Here is a 14,199-nt window from a genome sequence, read left to right on the forward strand (position 1 = left end):
ACAAGGCGTCAGGCGCCGCGAGGCGTGAGCGGCTCGGTGACGTCGGCGATTCGCGCGTCGAGCGCCTCGACCAGCTGCTGCGTGTCGACGGTCGCGGCGACGCCGTGCGCGCCCGCGCCGATCGACACCGGGCCCTCGCGGGACACGATGAGCGCGTCGGCGATGACGGGCCACGGCCGGCCCGTCGCGGGGTCGCCCAGCGAGCCGAACGGAGTGATGGTGCCGCGCTCGTAGCCCGTAACCTCGCGCGCGACGCCCTTGTCCGGCATCGAGATGCGGTTGACGTCGAGCAGGGCGCGCATCTTGGGCCAGCTGATCTCGCGGTCGCCGGGCACCAGGACGAACAGGTACTGGCCCTCGGCGCGTCGCACCACGAGCGTCTTGAGGATCTGGCGGGGGTCCAGGCCGCGCACCTCGGCGGCCTCCTCGAGCGAGCGGACGGGCCCGTGGACCGTGACCTCGTGCTCGAGGCCCAGGTCCGCGAGCGCACGCAGGGCCGGGGTGTCGGGGGCGGCCATCAGTCGCCCACGTACTTCGTGCCGGTCGCGTCGGGCCCCTGCGGGGAGACGAACGCGAGCCGGGCGATGCCCCTCACGGCGCCGATGAACCACTCGGCGATCATCTCGTCCGCCTCGCCCTCGACGCCGGAGAACGCCGCGACCATGCCGTGGCGGACCACGCCGCCCGGGTAGACGATGTCGCCCGCCGTGTACAGGTGCGGCTGGTCCATCCGCACGCGGGACGTGTCGAGGCCGGTGCGCTCGGCCACCTTCGCCTTGGCGACGGCGTACCCGTAGGTCTTCGCCTCGGTGTCGCCGATGCTCCCGGTCCACAGGATCGTGCCCGGCCTCGCCGGGTCCATCACCACCAGGTCGCCGACCGCGTCGCGGATCACGCCGGTCGCGGCGGCCCTCTCGATCGCGGGTCGCACCAGGTCCCAGGCCTGGGCGCACAGCTCGGGGGTGAGCCCTGTGAACATCGTGAGTCCCTTCTCGCGGTGCCCCCACGCTAGCGCGACGGGACGATGCGGGGGACGGGTCGGGCGCTCAGCCCCCGTACTGGGCGAGGTAGTCCATCGCGGCGGGGCCGTTCCACGTGAGGGAGGCCGGCGGCTCGGGGCGCGGCGCGAAGAAGCCGTTGGTGAACTCGCTGCCCACCAGCACCGGCGAGGTGCCGGCGGCGAAGCTCGGCGCGACGTCCGTGACGTACCAGTGCGAGAACGCCTCGACGCCCTTGTGGAACACCCCGAAGGTGACCACCCACCACAGCGCGTAGAGGATCGCGGCGCCCATGAACAGCTGGATGACCACGTCGATCCAGGCGATCCCGGTGGCGCCGACCGCCCGGCCGCGGGTCCGGGCGTGCGAACGCGTGCGAACGGGCCTGCGCCCGCCCAACGGGACGGGGTGTCGCAGGCCCCAGGTGCCGACCGAAATGTGCGGAACTGTCACGATTTACCCCCATCTCCCATGGGACGCCATGGCCATGATTCGCGCAACCGGAGCACGGTTACGGTCATTCCAATCACAGGTAAAGACGCGGAAAACACGCGGGGTGTGGAGGCGGCCCCGACGATTCGCCCGCGGACCGCTGGCGCTAGGCTCGGCGGGTCGGATGGAACGCGGAGGGGGCCGGGGCATGGACATGGACAAGGGCGTGGACGTCACGCCGGTGATCCCTCTCAAGGACGCCCCCGGCGAGCGCGCGGCGTGGGGGCGGCCCGCGTGGCAGGTCGCGGCGTGGATGCTCGCGGAGTGGCTGCTCGTGACCAACGCGGTCCAGCCGTCGTCGCGCCTGAGGGTGGCGACGCTGCGGGCGTTCGGCGCGACCATCGGCGAGGGCGTGATCTTCCGTCAGCGCACGCGCGTGAAGTTCCCGTGGAAGCTCACGGTCGGCGACGACTGCTGGATCGGCGAGGGCGTCTGGATCCACAACCAGGACGACGTCACCATCGGCCACGACGTGGTGGTGTCGCAGGACACCATGATCACCACGGGCAGCCACGCCCACCGCCGCGACATGGCCCTCATCACGCGCCCCGTGGTGATCGAGCCGGGCGCCTGGGTGACGTCGCGGTGCATCGTCACGGGCGGCGTCACGCTCGGCCGCTCGTGCCTGGTCTCCCCCGCCTCGGTGGTGATGCGCGACGTCCCGGCCGGGCGCATCGTCTCCGGCAACCCCGCGCAGGACTCCGGACCGCGGTTCCGCGACGGGGACCGCCCGGCGTAGTCAGCCCTCGACGTCCTCGTCGACCCAGTCGAGCGAGCGGGCGACGGCCTTGCGCCAGTTGCGGTAGAGCCGTTCCGACTCGCGGCGCGGCATGGTCGCGTGCCAGCGACGCGCCTCGTGCCACTGGTCGCGCACCTCGTCCTGGTCGGCCCAGAAGCCGACCGCGAGGCCCGCGCAGTAGGCCGCCCCGAGCGCCGTCGTCTCGGTGATCGCGGGTCGGACGATGTCGATGCCGAGCACGTCCGCGAGGAACTGCATGAGCAGCTCGTTCGACGTCATGCCGCCGTCGACGTTGAGGGCGCGCAGCGGCACGCCCGCGTCCGCCTCCCCCGCCCGGACCACGTCCCGGGTCTGAAACGCGGTGGCCTCGAGCACGGCGCGCGCGAGGTGAGCCTTGGTCACGTACTGCGTGAGGCCCGTGACGGTGCCGCGCGCGTCGGGCCGCCAGTAGGGCGCGAACAGGCCCGAGAACGCGGGGACGATGTACGCCCCGCCGTTGTCGGGCACCGTCGCCGCGAGCGCCTCGATGTCGCCGGCCTCCTGGATGGTGCCGAAGTTGTCGCGCAGCCACTGCACCAGCGCGCCCGTGACCGCGATGGAGCCCTCGAGCGCGTAGTGCGGGCGGCCGCCGCCCAGCTGGTACGCCACGGTGGTGAGCAGGCCGTGATCGCTGCGCACCGGCTCGTACCCGGTGTTGACCAGGAGGAACGCGCCGGTGCCGTAGGTGCCCTTGGACTCCCCCTCGTGGAAGGCGGCCTGGCCGAAGGTCGCGGCCTGCTGGTCGCCGATGATGCCCGCGATGGGGACCTCGCGCAGCAGGGAGTGGCCGCCGACGTGGCCGTAAACCTCGGACGAGCTGCGGATCTCGGGCAGCAGCGCGCGCGGGATGTTCAACATGTTGAGCATCTCGTCGGACCACTCCAGGGTGCGCAGGTCCATCAGCAGGGTGCGCGACGCGTTGGTGACGTCGGTGACGTGGACCGCGCCGTCGGTGAGCTTCCACGCGAGCCACGTGTCGGGCGTCCCGAAGGCGAGCTCGCCGGACTCGGCGGCGTCGCGCGCGCCGGGCACGTGGTCGAGGATCCACGCGATCTTGGTGGCGGAGAAGTAGGTGGCGAGCGGCAGCCCGGTGATGTCGCGGAACCGGTCGACGCCGCCGTCGTGCGCGAGCGCGTCGACCATCGGCTGCGTGCGGGTGTCCTGCCACACGATGGCGGGGTGGATGGGCTCGCCGGTCGCGCGGTCCCACACGATGGTGGTCTCGCGCTGGTTGGTCAGCCCCACCGCGGCGATGTCGTGCCGCGTGATGTCGGCCTGCGAGAGTGCCTCGCCGACCACCAGGCGCGCGTTGGTCCAGATCTCCTCCGGGTCGTGCTCCACCCAGCCGGCGCGCGGCAGGATCTGGCGGTGCTCGCGATTGCCCTGGGAGACGATGCGCCCATCGTGGTCGAACACGATCGCGCGGGTCGACGTGGTGCCCTGGTCGATCGCGATGATGTGCTGCGCCATGCTGCTCAACCTACGCGCTCGCCGGGCGAACGTCCTGCTAGGTGAGGCTCAGTGGCGGCGCGCCCGCACCGCCCGCACGAGGCCCACCGCCCACAGCGGCAAGATCACGCCGAGCGTCACCGCGAGCTGATCGAGCCCGTCGTCCGAGCCCGGGAGCCCGCGGAAGAGCCACATGAACCACGCCGTGACCGCGAGCGCAAGCAGCGCCACGCCGTTGACCATCGCCACCGAGCGGTTGTGCCCGTCCATCGTCGCCTCCCGCGTGCGGTCCCGTCCGCCGTCGAGACTCCCTCGCCCGCGGGCCTGTCTCAAGACCTCACTTGTGGGGGCAGCGGAGCGTTTGCCGCGCATCGTGCCCGGGCGGACCATGGAGGGAGGTCCCCACTCCCATCCCCCCGGAAGGAGCGGATCATGACCGGCATCAAGGAGGCCGCCGAGGCCTTCCTCCAGCACACGCGGATCGCCGTCACCGGCGTGTCCCGGACCCCCGGATCGCATGGCTCGAACGCCGTGTTCCAGCGGCTGCGCGAGCGCGGCTACGAGGCCTTCCCCATCAACCCGAACGCCGAGACGGTCGAGGGCGTGCCGGCGTACGCGTCGCTCGCGGCGGTGCCCGGCGGGGTCGAGGCCGTCGTCATCGGCACCCGCCCCGAACGCGCGATGGACTCCATGAAGGAGGCGCACGCGCTCGGCATCACCGACGTGTGGATGCACCGCGGGCCCGGCGGCGGCAGCGTGGACGATGCGGCGGCGGCCTGGGGACGCGAGCACGGCATCCACGTGATCGACGGCGGGTGTCCGTGCATGTTCGGCCCCACGGCCGACGGCGGCCACAAGGTCATGTGCACCTTTCTGAAGATGTCGGGCAACGTGCCCCGAAAGGTGTGAATCCGGGCGCGAAGGTGCAGGTATCGCTGCGATCTCCCCCATAAATGGGGGCATGCGCGGCTGCACGCGGCGTCGCTACGGTCGAGGCATGCGCGCGCTGAAGGACGACATCCAGCTGGACCTCGGTGATGAGAACGTGTGGATGTGGGCGTGGGTGTTCGCGGCCATGCTCAGCACCGGGATCGTCGCGGGCAGCATCTTCGCCGTCGACGGCCTCAACGAGTGGGGCGAGCCCGCGCGGCTGTTCCACTGGGGCGCGTTCTTCATCGGCGCGCTCGCGGGAGGGGTCGGCGCGATCCCCGTCATGGTCGGCTTCCGCGTCGCGGGCGGCATCATGGTCAACCTCGGGCTGCAGGCGCGGTACTCCAAGCGCATCGCCCGCGCGATCGAGGACGACGACGTCCCGGCCCCCGCCGCTTCGGCCGCCGACACGGACGGCGGGGACCTCCCCCGCGTCTGATTCTCGGGCGCATCCCTTGTCCCGCGCCGCGTGCGGAGCGAGACTCGTGGGCGGGAGGCGCATCATGGCTCACGGCGACATCACCCACATCGACATCCCGGTCACCGACCTCGCGGCGGCGCAGGGCTTCTACTCGACGCTCTTCGGATGGCAGATCTCGGCGCCGCCGGGCTTCGAGGACTACCCGATGTGGCGAGCACCGAACCAGATCAGCGGGGGTGGGCTCGCGCCGCGCGACGGCGAGTTCACCCAGCCGCGGTCGTACGTCGAGGTCGACGAGATCGACGACACGCTCGCCCTCGTGGTCGCCAACGGCGGCACCGTCACCCGGCCGAAGTCGGAGATCACCCCGACGAGCTGGTGGGCCGCGTTCCGCGACCCCGACGGCAACGATGTGGGGCTCTACCAGGGCATCACCGAGGTCTGAGGCGCCGGGCCCCGCCCCGGCGCTGCACCTCTCCACACAGGAATGGCAGTCGCCCTCCCTCAACTCCCGGTTCGCGACGGGAAGTGCAGCGGAGAACGTTCACATCGCGCGCGTCGTGTGGAGAGGCGCAACGGGACGATGCGCGCCCCGGTTCAGGCGAGGCGGCGCGGGCCGCTGCCCGCCATCAGTCGGTGCAACGCCAGCACGGCGCCGGGGGTCGCGACGGCCACGCCGAGCGCGACGACCACCACCGGCATGCCGTGCAGCAGGAGCGAGCCGAGGGTCGCGAGCACGATCGCGCCGACGAAGACGGCGATGACCGCGAGCACGGCGCGCAGCAGCTCCAACATGACGACTCCCGAGGGGTGGAGGACTCCGTCCACGGTCGCCCCGCGGAGCCGGGCGGACAAGCCACCACTTGTGGGGGCGGCGGGCTGTGGACGACCGGTGGGAGGACGGATCCCCGGCGTAGGTTCGTCGCGAGGGCATCGGCACGAGCCGTGCGCCGGCGGGAGGGGGTTCGCACGATGCCGACGGGACGCGAGCACGACGACGGCTGGGTCTCCGTCGAGCTCCTCGGCGTGGAGCACGACGTCTGGTCCGGGGGCTGGCCCGCGCGGTCCGACGCGCCGACTGTGGTCTTCGTCGGCTCGACGCTCACCCCCGACGAGCTCCTGCCCGTCGCACGTCTGCTGGCCACGGATGGCTCCCTGCGCATCGCCTCCTACCGCCGACGATCACTCGGCTCGATCCGCCACGAGGCGCGCGACGTGGTCGAGCTGCTCGACGAGCTCTGGGTCGAGCAGGCCACCGTCGTCGGGGTCTCCTACTCGGCCCTGGTCGCGCTCCAGGCCGCGGCCGATGCGCCCCATCGGGTCGAGCGCGTCGTGGCGATCGAACCGCCCGCGCTGCACGGGCAGTACGTCGAGGACTTCCGCGCGGCATGCCGCGACGTCGTCGCGGACACGGAGAGCGATGGCGTCGCCGCGGCCGGCGCGCGGTTCATGACCACGCTCATGGGACCGCTGTGGAGCATCGACCTCGAGGAGCTGCTCCCCGGCTCGCACGACAGGTTCATCGCGGACGCGGCGCAGTTCCTCACGTGCGACATCCCGACGCTGCTCCGCGCCGACTTCGACGAGGACGACGCCGCGCGGATCACGATGCCGACGCTTCCGCTCGGCGGCGGCGCGAGCACCCCGTGGTTCGCCGACGAGATCGAGGCGCTGGCCGCCTGGCTCCCGAGGGCGACGCGCGTCACGATCCCCGGCGCGGACCACTCGCTCGCCCTCACGCATCCGCGCGAGCTCGCGGACGCCATCCGAGAGTTCCTCACGGGCTGACTCCCGTCTCGCATCGTCGCCGCCGACCGCTGTCACACCCCGCCGCTAGTCTCGCGGCATGCGCCTGCTCCACACCTCCGACTGGCACATCGGCCGCACGTTCCACGGACACTCGACCGACGAGCACCTCGCGATCGTGCTCGCCGCGATCGCGCGCGCCGTCGAGGAGCACCGCATCGACGCCGTGATCGTCGCCGGCGACGTGTTCGACACCTCGACCCCCAAGGGCGAGGCCTTCACCATGCTCAATGACGCCGTCGCGGCGATCCGCGAGGCGGGCGCGACGGTGATCCTCACGTCCGGCAACCACGACGGGCCCGCGCGCCTGGGCCACATGGCGCGCTTCGCGGCGTTCGGCGGCGTGCACGTGCTCGCGGACCTCGGTGCGCTCGCCACGCCGGTCGTGATCCCGGACGCCGACGGCGACGTGCTCGTCTATGGCATCCCCTACCCGCATCCCGAGTTCCTGCGCGCCGCGTTCCCGGCCTTCACCGGCACCACGCAGGCGGCCGCGCACGCCTTCGCGATGGACCTGATCAGGGACGATGCAGCGGCCCGGACCGCGGGAGCCCCTCCCCGGTACGTGGTCGCGGCGCACACGTTCTGCTCCGGCGAGGCCGGCGAGACCCACGACACGGTCGAGGACTCCGGCCGCGCCGAGGAGCGCGACATCTCCCGCGGCGGCCTCGACGTGGTGCCGCCCGCGACGTTCGACGGGCCGGACTACGTCGCGCTCGGCCACATCCACTCGCGCGCGGCCCTCGCGCCGCGCCTGCGCTACTCGGGCGCCCCGCTGCGCTTCTCCTTCGGGGAGATCGCGAGCGCCAAGGGCGCGTGGATCGTGGACATCGGGGCGCCCGGCACCGAGCCCGCGGTGGAGTGGCTCGAGCTGCCGACCCCGCGCGCGGCCGTCCGGCTCGAGGGGACGCTCGACGACCTCCTCGCCCCGGGCGCCCACCCCGAGGCGGTCGATGCCTGGGTCGACGTCGTGCTCACCGACGACCTGCGCCCCCGCGACGCGATGCGCCGCATCCAGGAGGTGTACGCGCACGCGGTGACGCTCACGCATCGTCCCGCGAACGTCGCCGACCACGGCACCGCCACCTACTCCGAGCGCACGCGCGGCAAGTCCGACGCGGAGCTGGTCGAGGCGTTCCTCGAGTTCACGCGCAACGGCCACGGGGCAAGCGAGGGCGAGGACGCGCTGATCGCCGACGCCCTCGGCGCGCTCGAGGCCAAGGAGGCGACCCGATGAAGGCGATCAGCCTCACGCTCGAGGGCTTCGGGCCCTACCTCGCACGCCAGGACGTCGACTTCACGGCCTTCGACGCCGACCGCCTCTTCGTCATCACGGGCAAGACCGGCGCCGGGAAGTCGACCATCCTCGACGCGATCACGTTCGCGCTGTACGGCGACGTGCCCCGCTACGACGGCACCAGGTCCACCGCCCGCAGCCACTTCTGCACGCCCGACGACCCGACCGAGGTGACGCTCGTGTTCGAGGTCGGCACCGCGCGGTACAAGATCACGCGCTCCCCCGAGTTCGAGCGGCCCAAGGCGCGCGGGACCGGCACCACCACCGAGAAGCCGGCCGCCAAGCTATGGCGATGGGAGGGTGGCGACTGGGACCCGATCGCGATGGCACCGCGCGAGGTCGGGCACGAGATCGGCGGCATCATGCAGCTGACCTCCGACCAGTTCCTGCAGGTGATCCTCCTGGCACAGGGCCGGTTCGCGGAGTTCCTGCAGTCGTCGACCGACTCGCGGCTGAAGCTGCTGCGCTCGCTCTTCGGCACCCAGCGCTTCGAGGACCTCACCGCGTCCCTTCGCGACCTCGCACGCACGCGGTACCGCGCGATCGAGGCCGCCGACGCCGAGCTCGAGGTGGTCCTGCGCAACGCCGCGACCGTCGCCGGAGTAGAGGCGCCCGGCACCGGCGAGGGCGACGCGTGGCTCCTCACGGTGGACGATGCGCTGCGCGCCGCCGCGGCTACCCTCGCCGAGGCGTCCGAGACGGCGGGCACCGCCGCGTCGGCCGCGCGCGAGGCCCTCGTCGAGGCGCGTCGCGTCGAGGCCGAGCGCACCCGGCTCGCGACGGCCCGGGCGCGGGTGACCGAGCTCGAGGCGGGCGCCGAGGCGCACGCCGACGACGTGACCCGGCGGGACCTCGCGCGAAGGGCGGCACCTGCGGCCGCGCCGCTCGCGGCCACGGCCCGCTCCGCCGGCGCCTTGTCGGACGCCCGGGCCGCCCGCGGCACGGCCCTCGCGGGTGCGGACTCGCTGACGGACGCCACGATCGACCAGCTGCGCGAGCGCGCGAGCGCCCTCGCCACCGAGCGCGGATCGCTCGCGACCGCGCTCGAGGCCGAACGGTCGCTGCCCGCGCGGGCGGCCGCCGCGACCGCCGCGACCGCCGGTGCGGCCTCCGCGACGGCGGCGCGCGACGCCACCCAGACCCGGATCGACGCCCTGCCCGAGCGCGAGCGCGAGCTCCGCGAGAGGCTCGGCGCGGTGGCGACCGCCGCCGCCCGACTCGAGGACCTCGAGGCCGCGGTGACGCGCGCCAGCAAGGCGGTCGCGGCACACGAGCGGCTCGTCACGCTCGACGCGGCCCTCGCCACCGCTCGCGAGCGCGAGGCGACCGAGTCCGGCGCGCGGAAGACGGCGGTCGACCTCCACGACGCCCTGCTCCAGCGCCGCGTGCGCTCGCAGGCGGCGCACCTGGCGGCGACACTCGTCGACGGCGAGCCGTGCGCGGTGTGCGGCGCGACCGCCCACCCCTCGCCCGCCCGACCCACCGACGAGCATGTGACCGACGACCAGGTCGAGGCCGCGGACGCCGCCGCCAAGGCCGCGACCGCGACGTTCGAGCGAGCGCAGGCGGCAGCCGCCGAGGCGCACACCGCCGCCGAGGTTGCCCGCACCGAGGCCGGCGAGGGCACCCGCGACACAGCCGCCACGGAGCTGACCCGCGCACGCGAGGCGGTCGCGCTCGCCTCCGAGGGCGCCGCCACGCAGGCGAGCGTCGAGGCCGAGCTGGCGTCGCTCGACGCGCTCGCCGTCACGCTCAAGGAGGATCTCGCGGTGAAGGCGGCCGGCGTCGAGTCGGCGCAGGCGCGCGCGGCCGAGGCGGGCGCCGCACTCGAGGCGGCCCGCGCATCGTCCACCGAGGCGCGGGGCGAGCACCCGACGGTGGCGGCGCGCGCGGCCACCCTGGACGCGGAGGCGGCGACCGTGGACGCGGTCGCGCGCGCGACGGAGACCCTCGACGCGGCCGAGCGCGCCGACGCCGACGCCCGCGCGGCGCTCGCCGCGGCGCTGGACGAGGCGGGCTTCGCCGAGGCCGACGAGGCGCGGGCGGCGACGCTCCCGGCGGGCGAGCTCGCGGAGCTGGAGGCGCGCATCGTCGCGCGGGAGTCGGATCTGGCGGGTGCCAGGGCGGTCGTCGCGGAGCTGGCGAGCGCCGACCTGCCGGCCGAGCCGGCCGACCTCGCGGCGCTGGTCGCCGCGTCGACGGAGGCCGACGCCGCGGCGAAGGAGGCGGCGCGCACGCACGCCGCCGCCGAGAGCCGGGCGACGCAGTTCGCGGCGCTCGCCGCGCGCTACCGCGACAAGGCGGCCGAGACCGCGGAGGCGCGCGAGCGGCACGCCGTGGTCGAGACGCTCGCGGCGACGCTCGAGGGCAACCCGCCGAACGAGCGGCGGATGCGGCTGGAGTCGTTCGTGCTGGCGGCGCGGCTGGAGGAGATCGTGGCGGCCGCGAACGCGCGGCTCGTGGTCATGTCGAACGGCCAGTACCTGCTGGAGTACGACGACTCGGCGCAGTTCCGCAATCGGCAGACCGGGCTCGAGCTGCGCGTCGCGGACGCGCACACCGGGCAGTCGCGGTCGACCCGCTCGCTGTCGGGCGGCGAGACGTTCCTCGCGTCGCTCGCGCTGGCGCTGGGGCTCGCGGAGACGGTGACGGCGGCGGCGGGCGGCATCCAGCTCGACACGATCTTCATCGACGAGGGCTTCGGCTCGCTCGACGGGGACACGCTCGAGATCGCGATGTCGACGCTCGACGACCTGCGGGACGCGGGTCGAACCGTCGGCCTCATCTCGCACGTCGAGGCGATGAAGGAGGCCATCCCGGCCAAGCTCGAGGTGACGAAGGCGGCGGACGGGTCGAGCCGCGTGGCGGTCAGGACCGGCGCGGAGGGCTAGAGCTCGCCGAAGGGATAGCGCACCGTCGCGAAGGGCCACGAGCGATCGAGCCACGCGGGCACGAAGGCGCGCACCGCATCGTCCAGGCCGACCGGCGCGTTCACGCCCACCCACCACGAGACGTCGGCGGCGGGCGCCTCGAGATCCGGGCCCGGTTCGGCGGGATCGATGTAGAGGCAGCCCCACAGGCGTGACTCGTCGGCCGCGAGGATCGCGTAGTTGAAGGACTCGTGACGGACCGTCTCCTCCGCGTGGCGCGCGAGGTCGGCGCGGTCGGCCTCGGCGCTCATGTCGGCGGGCGGCCAGCCCCACGCGGCGCCGTACTTGGCCCACAGCATCGCCTGGCTCCCCATGACGGCCGGCATGTCGATCGCGAGATCGTCGGGGCTGATCGGGCGCGCGTGGGCGTCGGAGGTGAGGGACACACGCAGCGGGTGCTCGAAGCCCTCAGGCAGCCATCCGGTCATCGGGGGTCCTCTCGCATTCGGCTCGACGCGGGTCACCCTGTCGCCGCCGGCGGCCCGCGTCAAGCGCTGACGACGGACGAGATCCCTGCCAGACTCGAGGTGACGGGTCAACGGTGACGGGGTCATGGACAGGCATCTCTACTCGGACGAGTCGAAGGTCGACGGCTTCCGCTTCGCGGGCGCCGCGGTCGACGTCGACGACCTGGCCCGCGTGCGCCGCGAGGTCCTCGACTGGCGGGTCGGCGACTCCCGCCGCTGGCACACCTCCAAGGAGCGGCCCGACGCGCGCGAGCGCGCGCTGCGGCGGCTCATCAGGCTGGCGGGGCGCGTGGACATCGTGATCGTCGAGCACGCGAAGACCCACCCCGAGTTCGTCGCGCGAGAGGCGTGCGTCGACGCGCTCGCGCGGTGGGCCTCCGCGCACGAGGTCAGCGAGTGGGTGCTCGAGCAGGACGCCCCGGTCGAGTACCGCGACCGGCGGACCGTCGCGGGGTTGATGCGGGCCGGACAGATCCGCCGCTTCGCGTACCGGCACGCGGCGGCCGTCGAGGAGCCGCTGCTGTGGATCGCCGACTTCGCGGCCTGGCTGTGGACCAAGGGCGGCGCGGACCGCGCCGCGATCGAGCCGCTCGTGGTGCACCACGAGGTGCTCGCGCCGAACCTCGCCGACGCGGCGTGACCGGCGCGGGAACCGGCCCGGACAGCGTGAGACCCGGCTGACCGACCATCCGGACGGCTACCGGGTCCACTGCTTGGAACTACTGCCCCTCGCTACCTCCATTGTCCCACCGGCGCGAGGGGCGGGCAACGATGCGCCGGTCACGTCCACCTAGAGACGCGCGACGTGCCCGGCGACACGCTCAGCGAAACGGTGGCAGCCGGCCGAGCGGAAGCGCCCGGGAAGGTCGCTCGCGGGATCCTTGCCCCGCCAGTACTCCCATTGGCGCGCCACCATGCGATGCACCCCGGCGGGCGCGGAGTCGTCGGCCAGCATCAGGAAGTCGTCGGCCGAGAGGATGTCGTATGGGAGTCTGTCGACGATCGACTCAGGCAGCTCGAGGAAGTCCCGGTCGTCGGTGACCAGCAGGTCGACCCCGCCGGCTACCGCGGCCGCGTGCACGTGAAGGTCGTCGGCATCGGTCAGCCCCTGAAGAGGGACGATCGGATAGTCGGAGATGCGCTCGGACATCGACGCTGCAAGCAGGTCGCGCAGCCTCGCGACCACCGTGCCGTTCAGGCCGGGGTTCGACCGACGCACGTGGTACAGGGCCTCGGCCAGGATGTCCTCGGTCCAGCAGGTGGAGAACATCCCGGGCTGTTCGACCTGGGCGATCAGGATCGCATCCCGCAGGGTCCGCGACACCAGGATGTTGGCGTCGAGCAGGACCCGGGTAAGCATGCGCGCACGCTATCGCGCGCATCCGACATCACCCGATGTCGAGGTCATCCTCCAATGCCAGCAGATCGTCCAGCGCGCGTCGCTGGGCACGCAGACGGCTCTTGCGAAGCGCGACCACGTCGGCGGTCATGACGCGGGTGTGCGTGCCCACCTTGTGCGACCGTAGCTCGCCGGACCGCACGAGCTTCATCAGGCTGGTGCGGCTGATCCCCAGCTGCTCCGCCGCAACCGTCGTCGTCAGCTCGGGCGGCATCGTCCCGACCGTCACCGTGTGGCCCTCCGCCACCTCGCGCAGCACCGTCGACAGGAACCGCGCGAACGCCGGGGTGAGGTCCGGAGCGCCGTCGACCGCATCCGGACGCGACGACAGGGACTCCTCCAAGAACGTCACGAGCCTCTGCGCCTCGACGCGCTCGCTCTCGTTCGCGAATACCGTAGTGCTCCCGGGCTCGGTCATGATGCACCCCTCCTCGCCGCTACAAGTTGCAAGTGTCCTACACGACACTTATAAGTGCAACATCAGACATCGCCCGGGAGTCTCAACCCAACGCCTCCAGGTCGCCGTCGAGCACGTGGACCTGCCGGTGCCCGACGCCCAGGGTGTCGGCGTGCCACCGGGCGCGGGCACGATGCGCCGCCCACCCGAGCGCGACCGCCACCAGAGCGCCGGTCACCGCACCCTCGAGCACCGCCCACGCCACGTAGTGCTGCGCGAGCGCACCGAAGGAGACTCCTGCCAGCGCGCCGGGTGCGCCCAGCGCGTAGATCCCCATCAGCACCAGGGACGACGCGATCACGCTCGCGACGCCCGCGAGGCCGGCCGCGCCCGCACGGAGGGCATCGCCGGGCGCCGCCCCCCGCAGGCGCCCGGCGAGCACAACCGCGCCGCGGTACGCGCACCAGCCGGCGAGGATCCCCACGACCCCCATCACCAGCACGTTCGCGCCGAGCGCCGTCACTCCCCCGTCGCCCCACAGAAGAGCCTCCGCCACGAGCGCGCCCGCCATCGCGATCAGGGCGAGCCAAGGTCCGAGCGCGATCGCCAGCAGCGTGCCCCCGATGACGTGGCCCGTGAGCGAGCCGCTGGAGTTCAGCGGGAGGTCGAGCAGGTGCGCGATGAGCACCCCGCCCGCGCCCGCGACGGCCGCGCCGAGACGCGGCCGGCCGTGGCGCATCGTCCACCCGGCATATGTCACCGCGCCGAGGGCGGCCACGCCGGCGCCGATGGTGATCGTGGGGTCGAGGACCCCGTCCTGGATGTGCATGATCGT

General features: G+C 73.2%; 18 protein-coding genes. 8 read left to right on the forward strand and 10 right to left on the reverse strand.

What is annotated here, in order from left to right; genetic code table 11:
• Nucleotides 1–8: 8 nt before the first annotated feature.
• The 3 genes from AOM04_RS00465 to AOM04_RS00475 all read right to left on the reverse strand — a co-directional run bounded on the left by AOM04_RS00465 (nucleotide 9) and on the right by AOM04_RS00475 (nucleotide 1,310).
• Nucleotides 9–518: an aminoacyl-tRNA deacylase gene (locus tag AOM04_RS00465; protein ID WP_062460697.1), complete on the reverse strand. Its 510-nt coding sequence runs from the start codon at nucleotides 516–518 to the stop codon at nucleotides 9–11.
• Nucleotides 518–979, reverse strand: coding sequence for a hypothetical protein (locus AOM04_RS00470; RefSeq protein ID WP_062460700.1), 462 nt, complete (start codon nucleotides 977–979; stop codon nucleotides 518–520). Before AOM04_RS00470 ends, AOM04_RS00465 begins: the two co-directional genes overlap by 1 nt.
• Nucleotides 980–1,046: 67 nt before the next feature.
• A complete protein-coding gene (locus AOM04_RS00475) occupies nucleotides 1,047–1,310 on the reverse strand; it encodes a hypothetical protein (RefSeq protein WP_062460703.1) in 264 nt (87 codons plus the stop codon).
• 328 nt (nucleotides 1,311–1,638) lie between these two features.
• Between AOM04_RS00475 and AOM04_RS00480 the strand changes: the two genes are divergently transcribed.
• Nucleotides 1,639–2,229: an LbetaH domain-containing protein gene (locus AOM04_RS00480; RefSeq protein WP_156160544.1), complete on the forward strand. Its 591-nt coding sequence runs from the start codon at nucleotides 1,639–1,641 to the stop codon at nucleotides 2,227–2,229.
• Here the strand turns inward: AOM04_RS00480 and glpK are convergent, their stop codons facing one another.
• On the reverse strand, nucleotides 2,230–3,738 hold the full coding sequence (gene glpK, locus AOM04_RS00485; protein WP_062460706.1) for a glycerol kinase GlpK: 1,509 nt from the start codon (nucleotides 3,736–3,738) through the stop codon (nucleotides 2,230–2,232). It abuts the gene before it with no gap.
• A 48-nt stretch (nucleotides 3,739–3,786) separates the two neighbouring features.
• A complete protein-coding gene (locus AOM04_RS00490; protein WP_062460708.1) occupies nucleotides 3,787–3,987 on the reverse strand; it encodes a hypothetical protein in 201 nt (66 codons plus the stop codon).
• Nucleotides 3,988–4,149: 162 nt separating this feature from the next.
• On the opposite strand from AOM04_RS00490, the gene AOM04_RS00495 reads away from it, so the two are divergent.
• The 3 genes from AOM04_RS00495 to AOM04_RS00505 all read left to right on the forward strand — a co-directional run bounded on the left by AOM04_RS00495 (nucleotide 4,150) and on the right by AOM04_RS00505 (nucleotide 5,513).
• Nucleotides 4,150–4,626, forward strand: a complete 477-nt coding sequence (locus AOM04_RS00495; protein WP_062460711.1) for a CoA-binding protein — start codon at nucleotides 4,150–4,152, stop codon at nucleotides 4,624–4,626.
• 88 nt (nucleotides 4,627–4,714) lie between these two features.
• Entirely contained in the window at nucleotides 4,715–5,086 is a 372-nt protein-coding gene (locus AOM04_RS00500) for a hypothetical protein (RefSeq protein ID WP_062460713.1), read from the forward strand.
• A 64-nt stretch (nucleotides 5,087–5,150) separates the two neighbouring features.
• Nucleotides 5,151–5,513, forward strand: coding sequence for a VOC family protein (locus AOM04_RS00505; RefSeq protein WP_062460716.1), 363 nt, complete (start codon nucleotides 5,151–5,153; stop codon nucleotides 5,511–5,513).
• Between the two features lie 152 nt (nucleotides 5,514–5,665).
• Here the strand turns inward: AOM04_RS00505 and AOM04_RS00510 are convergent, their stop codons facing one another.
• Nucleotides 5,666–5,863, reverse strand: a complete 198-nt coding sequence (locus tag AOM04_RS00510; protein ID WP_062460718.1) for a hypothetical protein — start codon at nucleotides 5,861–5,863, stop codon at nucleotides 5,666–5,668.
• A 177-nt stretch (nucleotides 5,864–6,040) separates the two neighbouring features.
• Here AOM04_RS00510 and AOM04_RS00515 point away from each other — a divergent pair, with 177 nt between their 5' ends.
• Genes AOM04_RS00515 through AOM04_RS00525 form a run of 3 tightly spaced genes read left to right on the forward strand, consistent with a single transcriptional unit; the run spans nucleotide 6,041 to nucleotide 11,062 of the window.
• On the forward strand, nucleotides 6,041–6,856 hold the full coding sequence (locus tag AOM04_RS00515; RefSeq protein WP_062460721.1) for an alpha/beta fold hydrolase: 816 nt from the start codon (nucleotides 6,041–6,043) through the stop codon (nucleotides 6,854–6,856).
• A gap of 58 nt (nucleotides 6,857–6,914) precedes the next feature.
• Nucleotides 6,915–8,111, forward strand: coding sequence for an exonuclease SbcCD subunit D (locus AOM04_RS00520; RefSeq protein ID WP_062460724.1), 1,197 nt, complete (start codon nucleotides 6,915–6,917; stop codon nucleotides 8,109–8,111).
• Entirely contained in the window at nucleotides 8,108–11,062 is a 2,955-nt protein-coding gene (locus AOM04_RS00525) for an AAA family ATPase (RefSeq protein WP_062460727.1), read from the forward strand. Before AOM04_RS00520 ends, AOM04_RS00525 begins: the two co-directional genes overlap by 4 nt.
• Here AOM04_RS00525 and AOM04_RS00530 read toward each other — a convergent pair.
• Nucleotides 11,059–11,529: a hypothetical protein gene (locus AOM04_RS00530; RefSeq protein WP_062460730.1), complete on the reverse strand. Its 471-nt coding sequence runs from the start codon at nucleotides 11,527–11,529 to the stop codon at nucleotides 11,059–11,061. The two genes, AOM04_RS00525 and AOM04_RS00530, sit on opposite strands and share 4 nt — an antisense overlap.
• 124 nt (nucleotides 11,530–11,653) lie before the next feature.
• Here AOM04_RS00530 and AOM04_RS00535 point away from each other — a divergent pair, with 124 nt between their 5' ends.
• The gene (locus tag AOM04_RS00535) at nucleotides 11,654–12,208 is read left to right on the forward strand and encodes a hypothetical protein (protein ID WP_062460733.1); all 555 of its coding nucleotides are present in this window, start codon (nucleotides 11,654–11,656) and stop codon (nucleotides 12,206–12,208) included.
• A gap of 150 nt (nucleotides 12,209–12,358) precedes the next feature.
• Here the strand turns inward: AOM04_RS00535 and AOM04_RS00540 are convergent, their stop codons facing one another.
• From AOM04_RS00540 to AOM04_RS00550, 3 genes are all read right to left on the reverse strand, one after another.
• Nucleotides 12,359–12,928: a PIN domain-containing protein gene (locus tag AOM04_RS00540; RefSeq protein ID WP_062460736.1), complete on the reverse strand. Its 570-nt coding sequence runs from the start codon at nucleotides 12,926–12,928 to the stop codon at nucleotides 12,359–12,361.
• Between the two features lie 28 nt (nucleotides 12,929–12,956).
• Nucleotides 12,957–13,385 carry a helix-turn-helix domain-containing protein gene (locus tag AOM04_RS00545; protein ID WP_082104245.1) on the reverse strand — a complete coding sequence of 143 codons (429 nt, stop codon included), beginning with the start codon at nucleotides 13,383–13,385 and terminating at the stop codon, nucleotides 12,957–12,959.
• Nucleotides 13,386–13,467: 82 nt separating this feature from the next.
• Nucleotides 13,468–14,193, reverse strand: a complete 726-nt coding sequence (locus tag AOM04_RS00550) for an energy-coupling factor ABC transporter permease (RefSeq protein ID WP_062460739.1) — start codon at nucleotides 14,191–14,193, stop codon at nucleotides 13,468–13,470.
• Between the last annotated feature and the right edge of the window lie 6 nt (nucleotides 14,194–14,199).

Source organism: Demequina soli, assembly GCF_000971195.1.
In the GTDB taxonomy this organism is placed as follows: domain Bacteria; phylum Actinomycetota; class Actinomycetes; order Actinomycetales; family Demequinaceae; genus Demequina; species Demequina soli.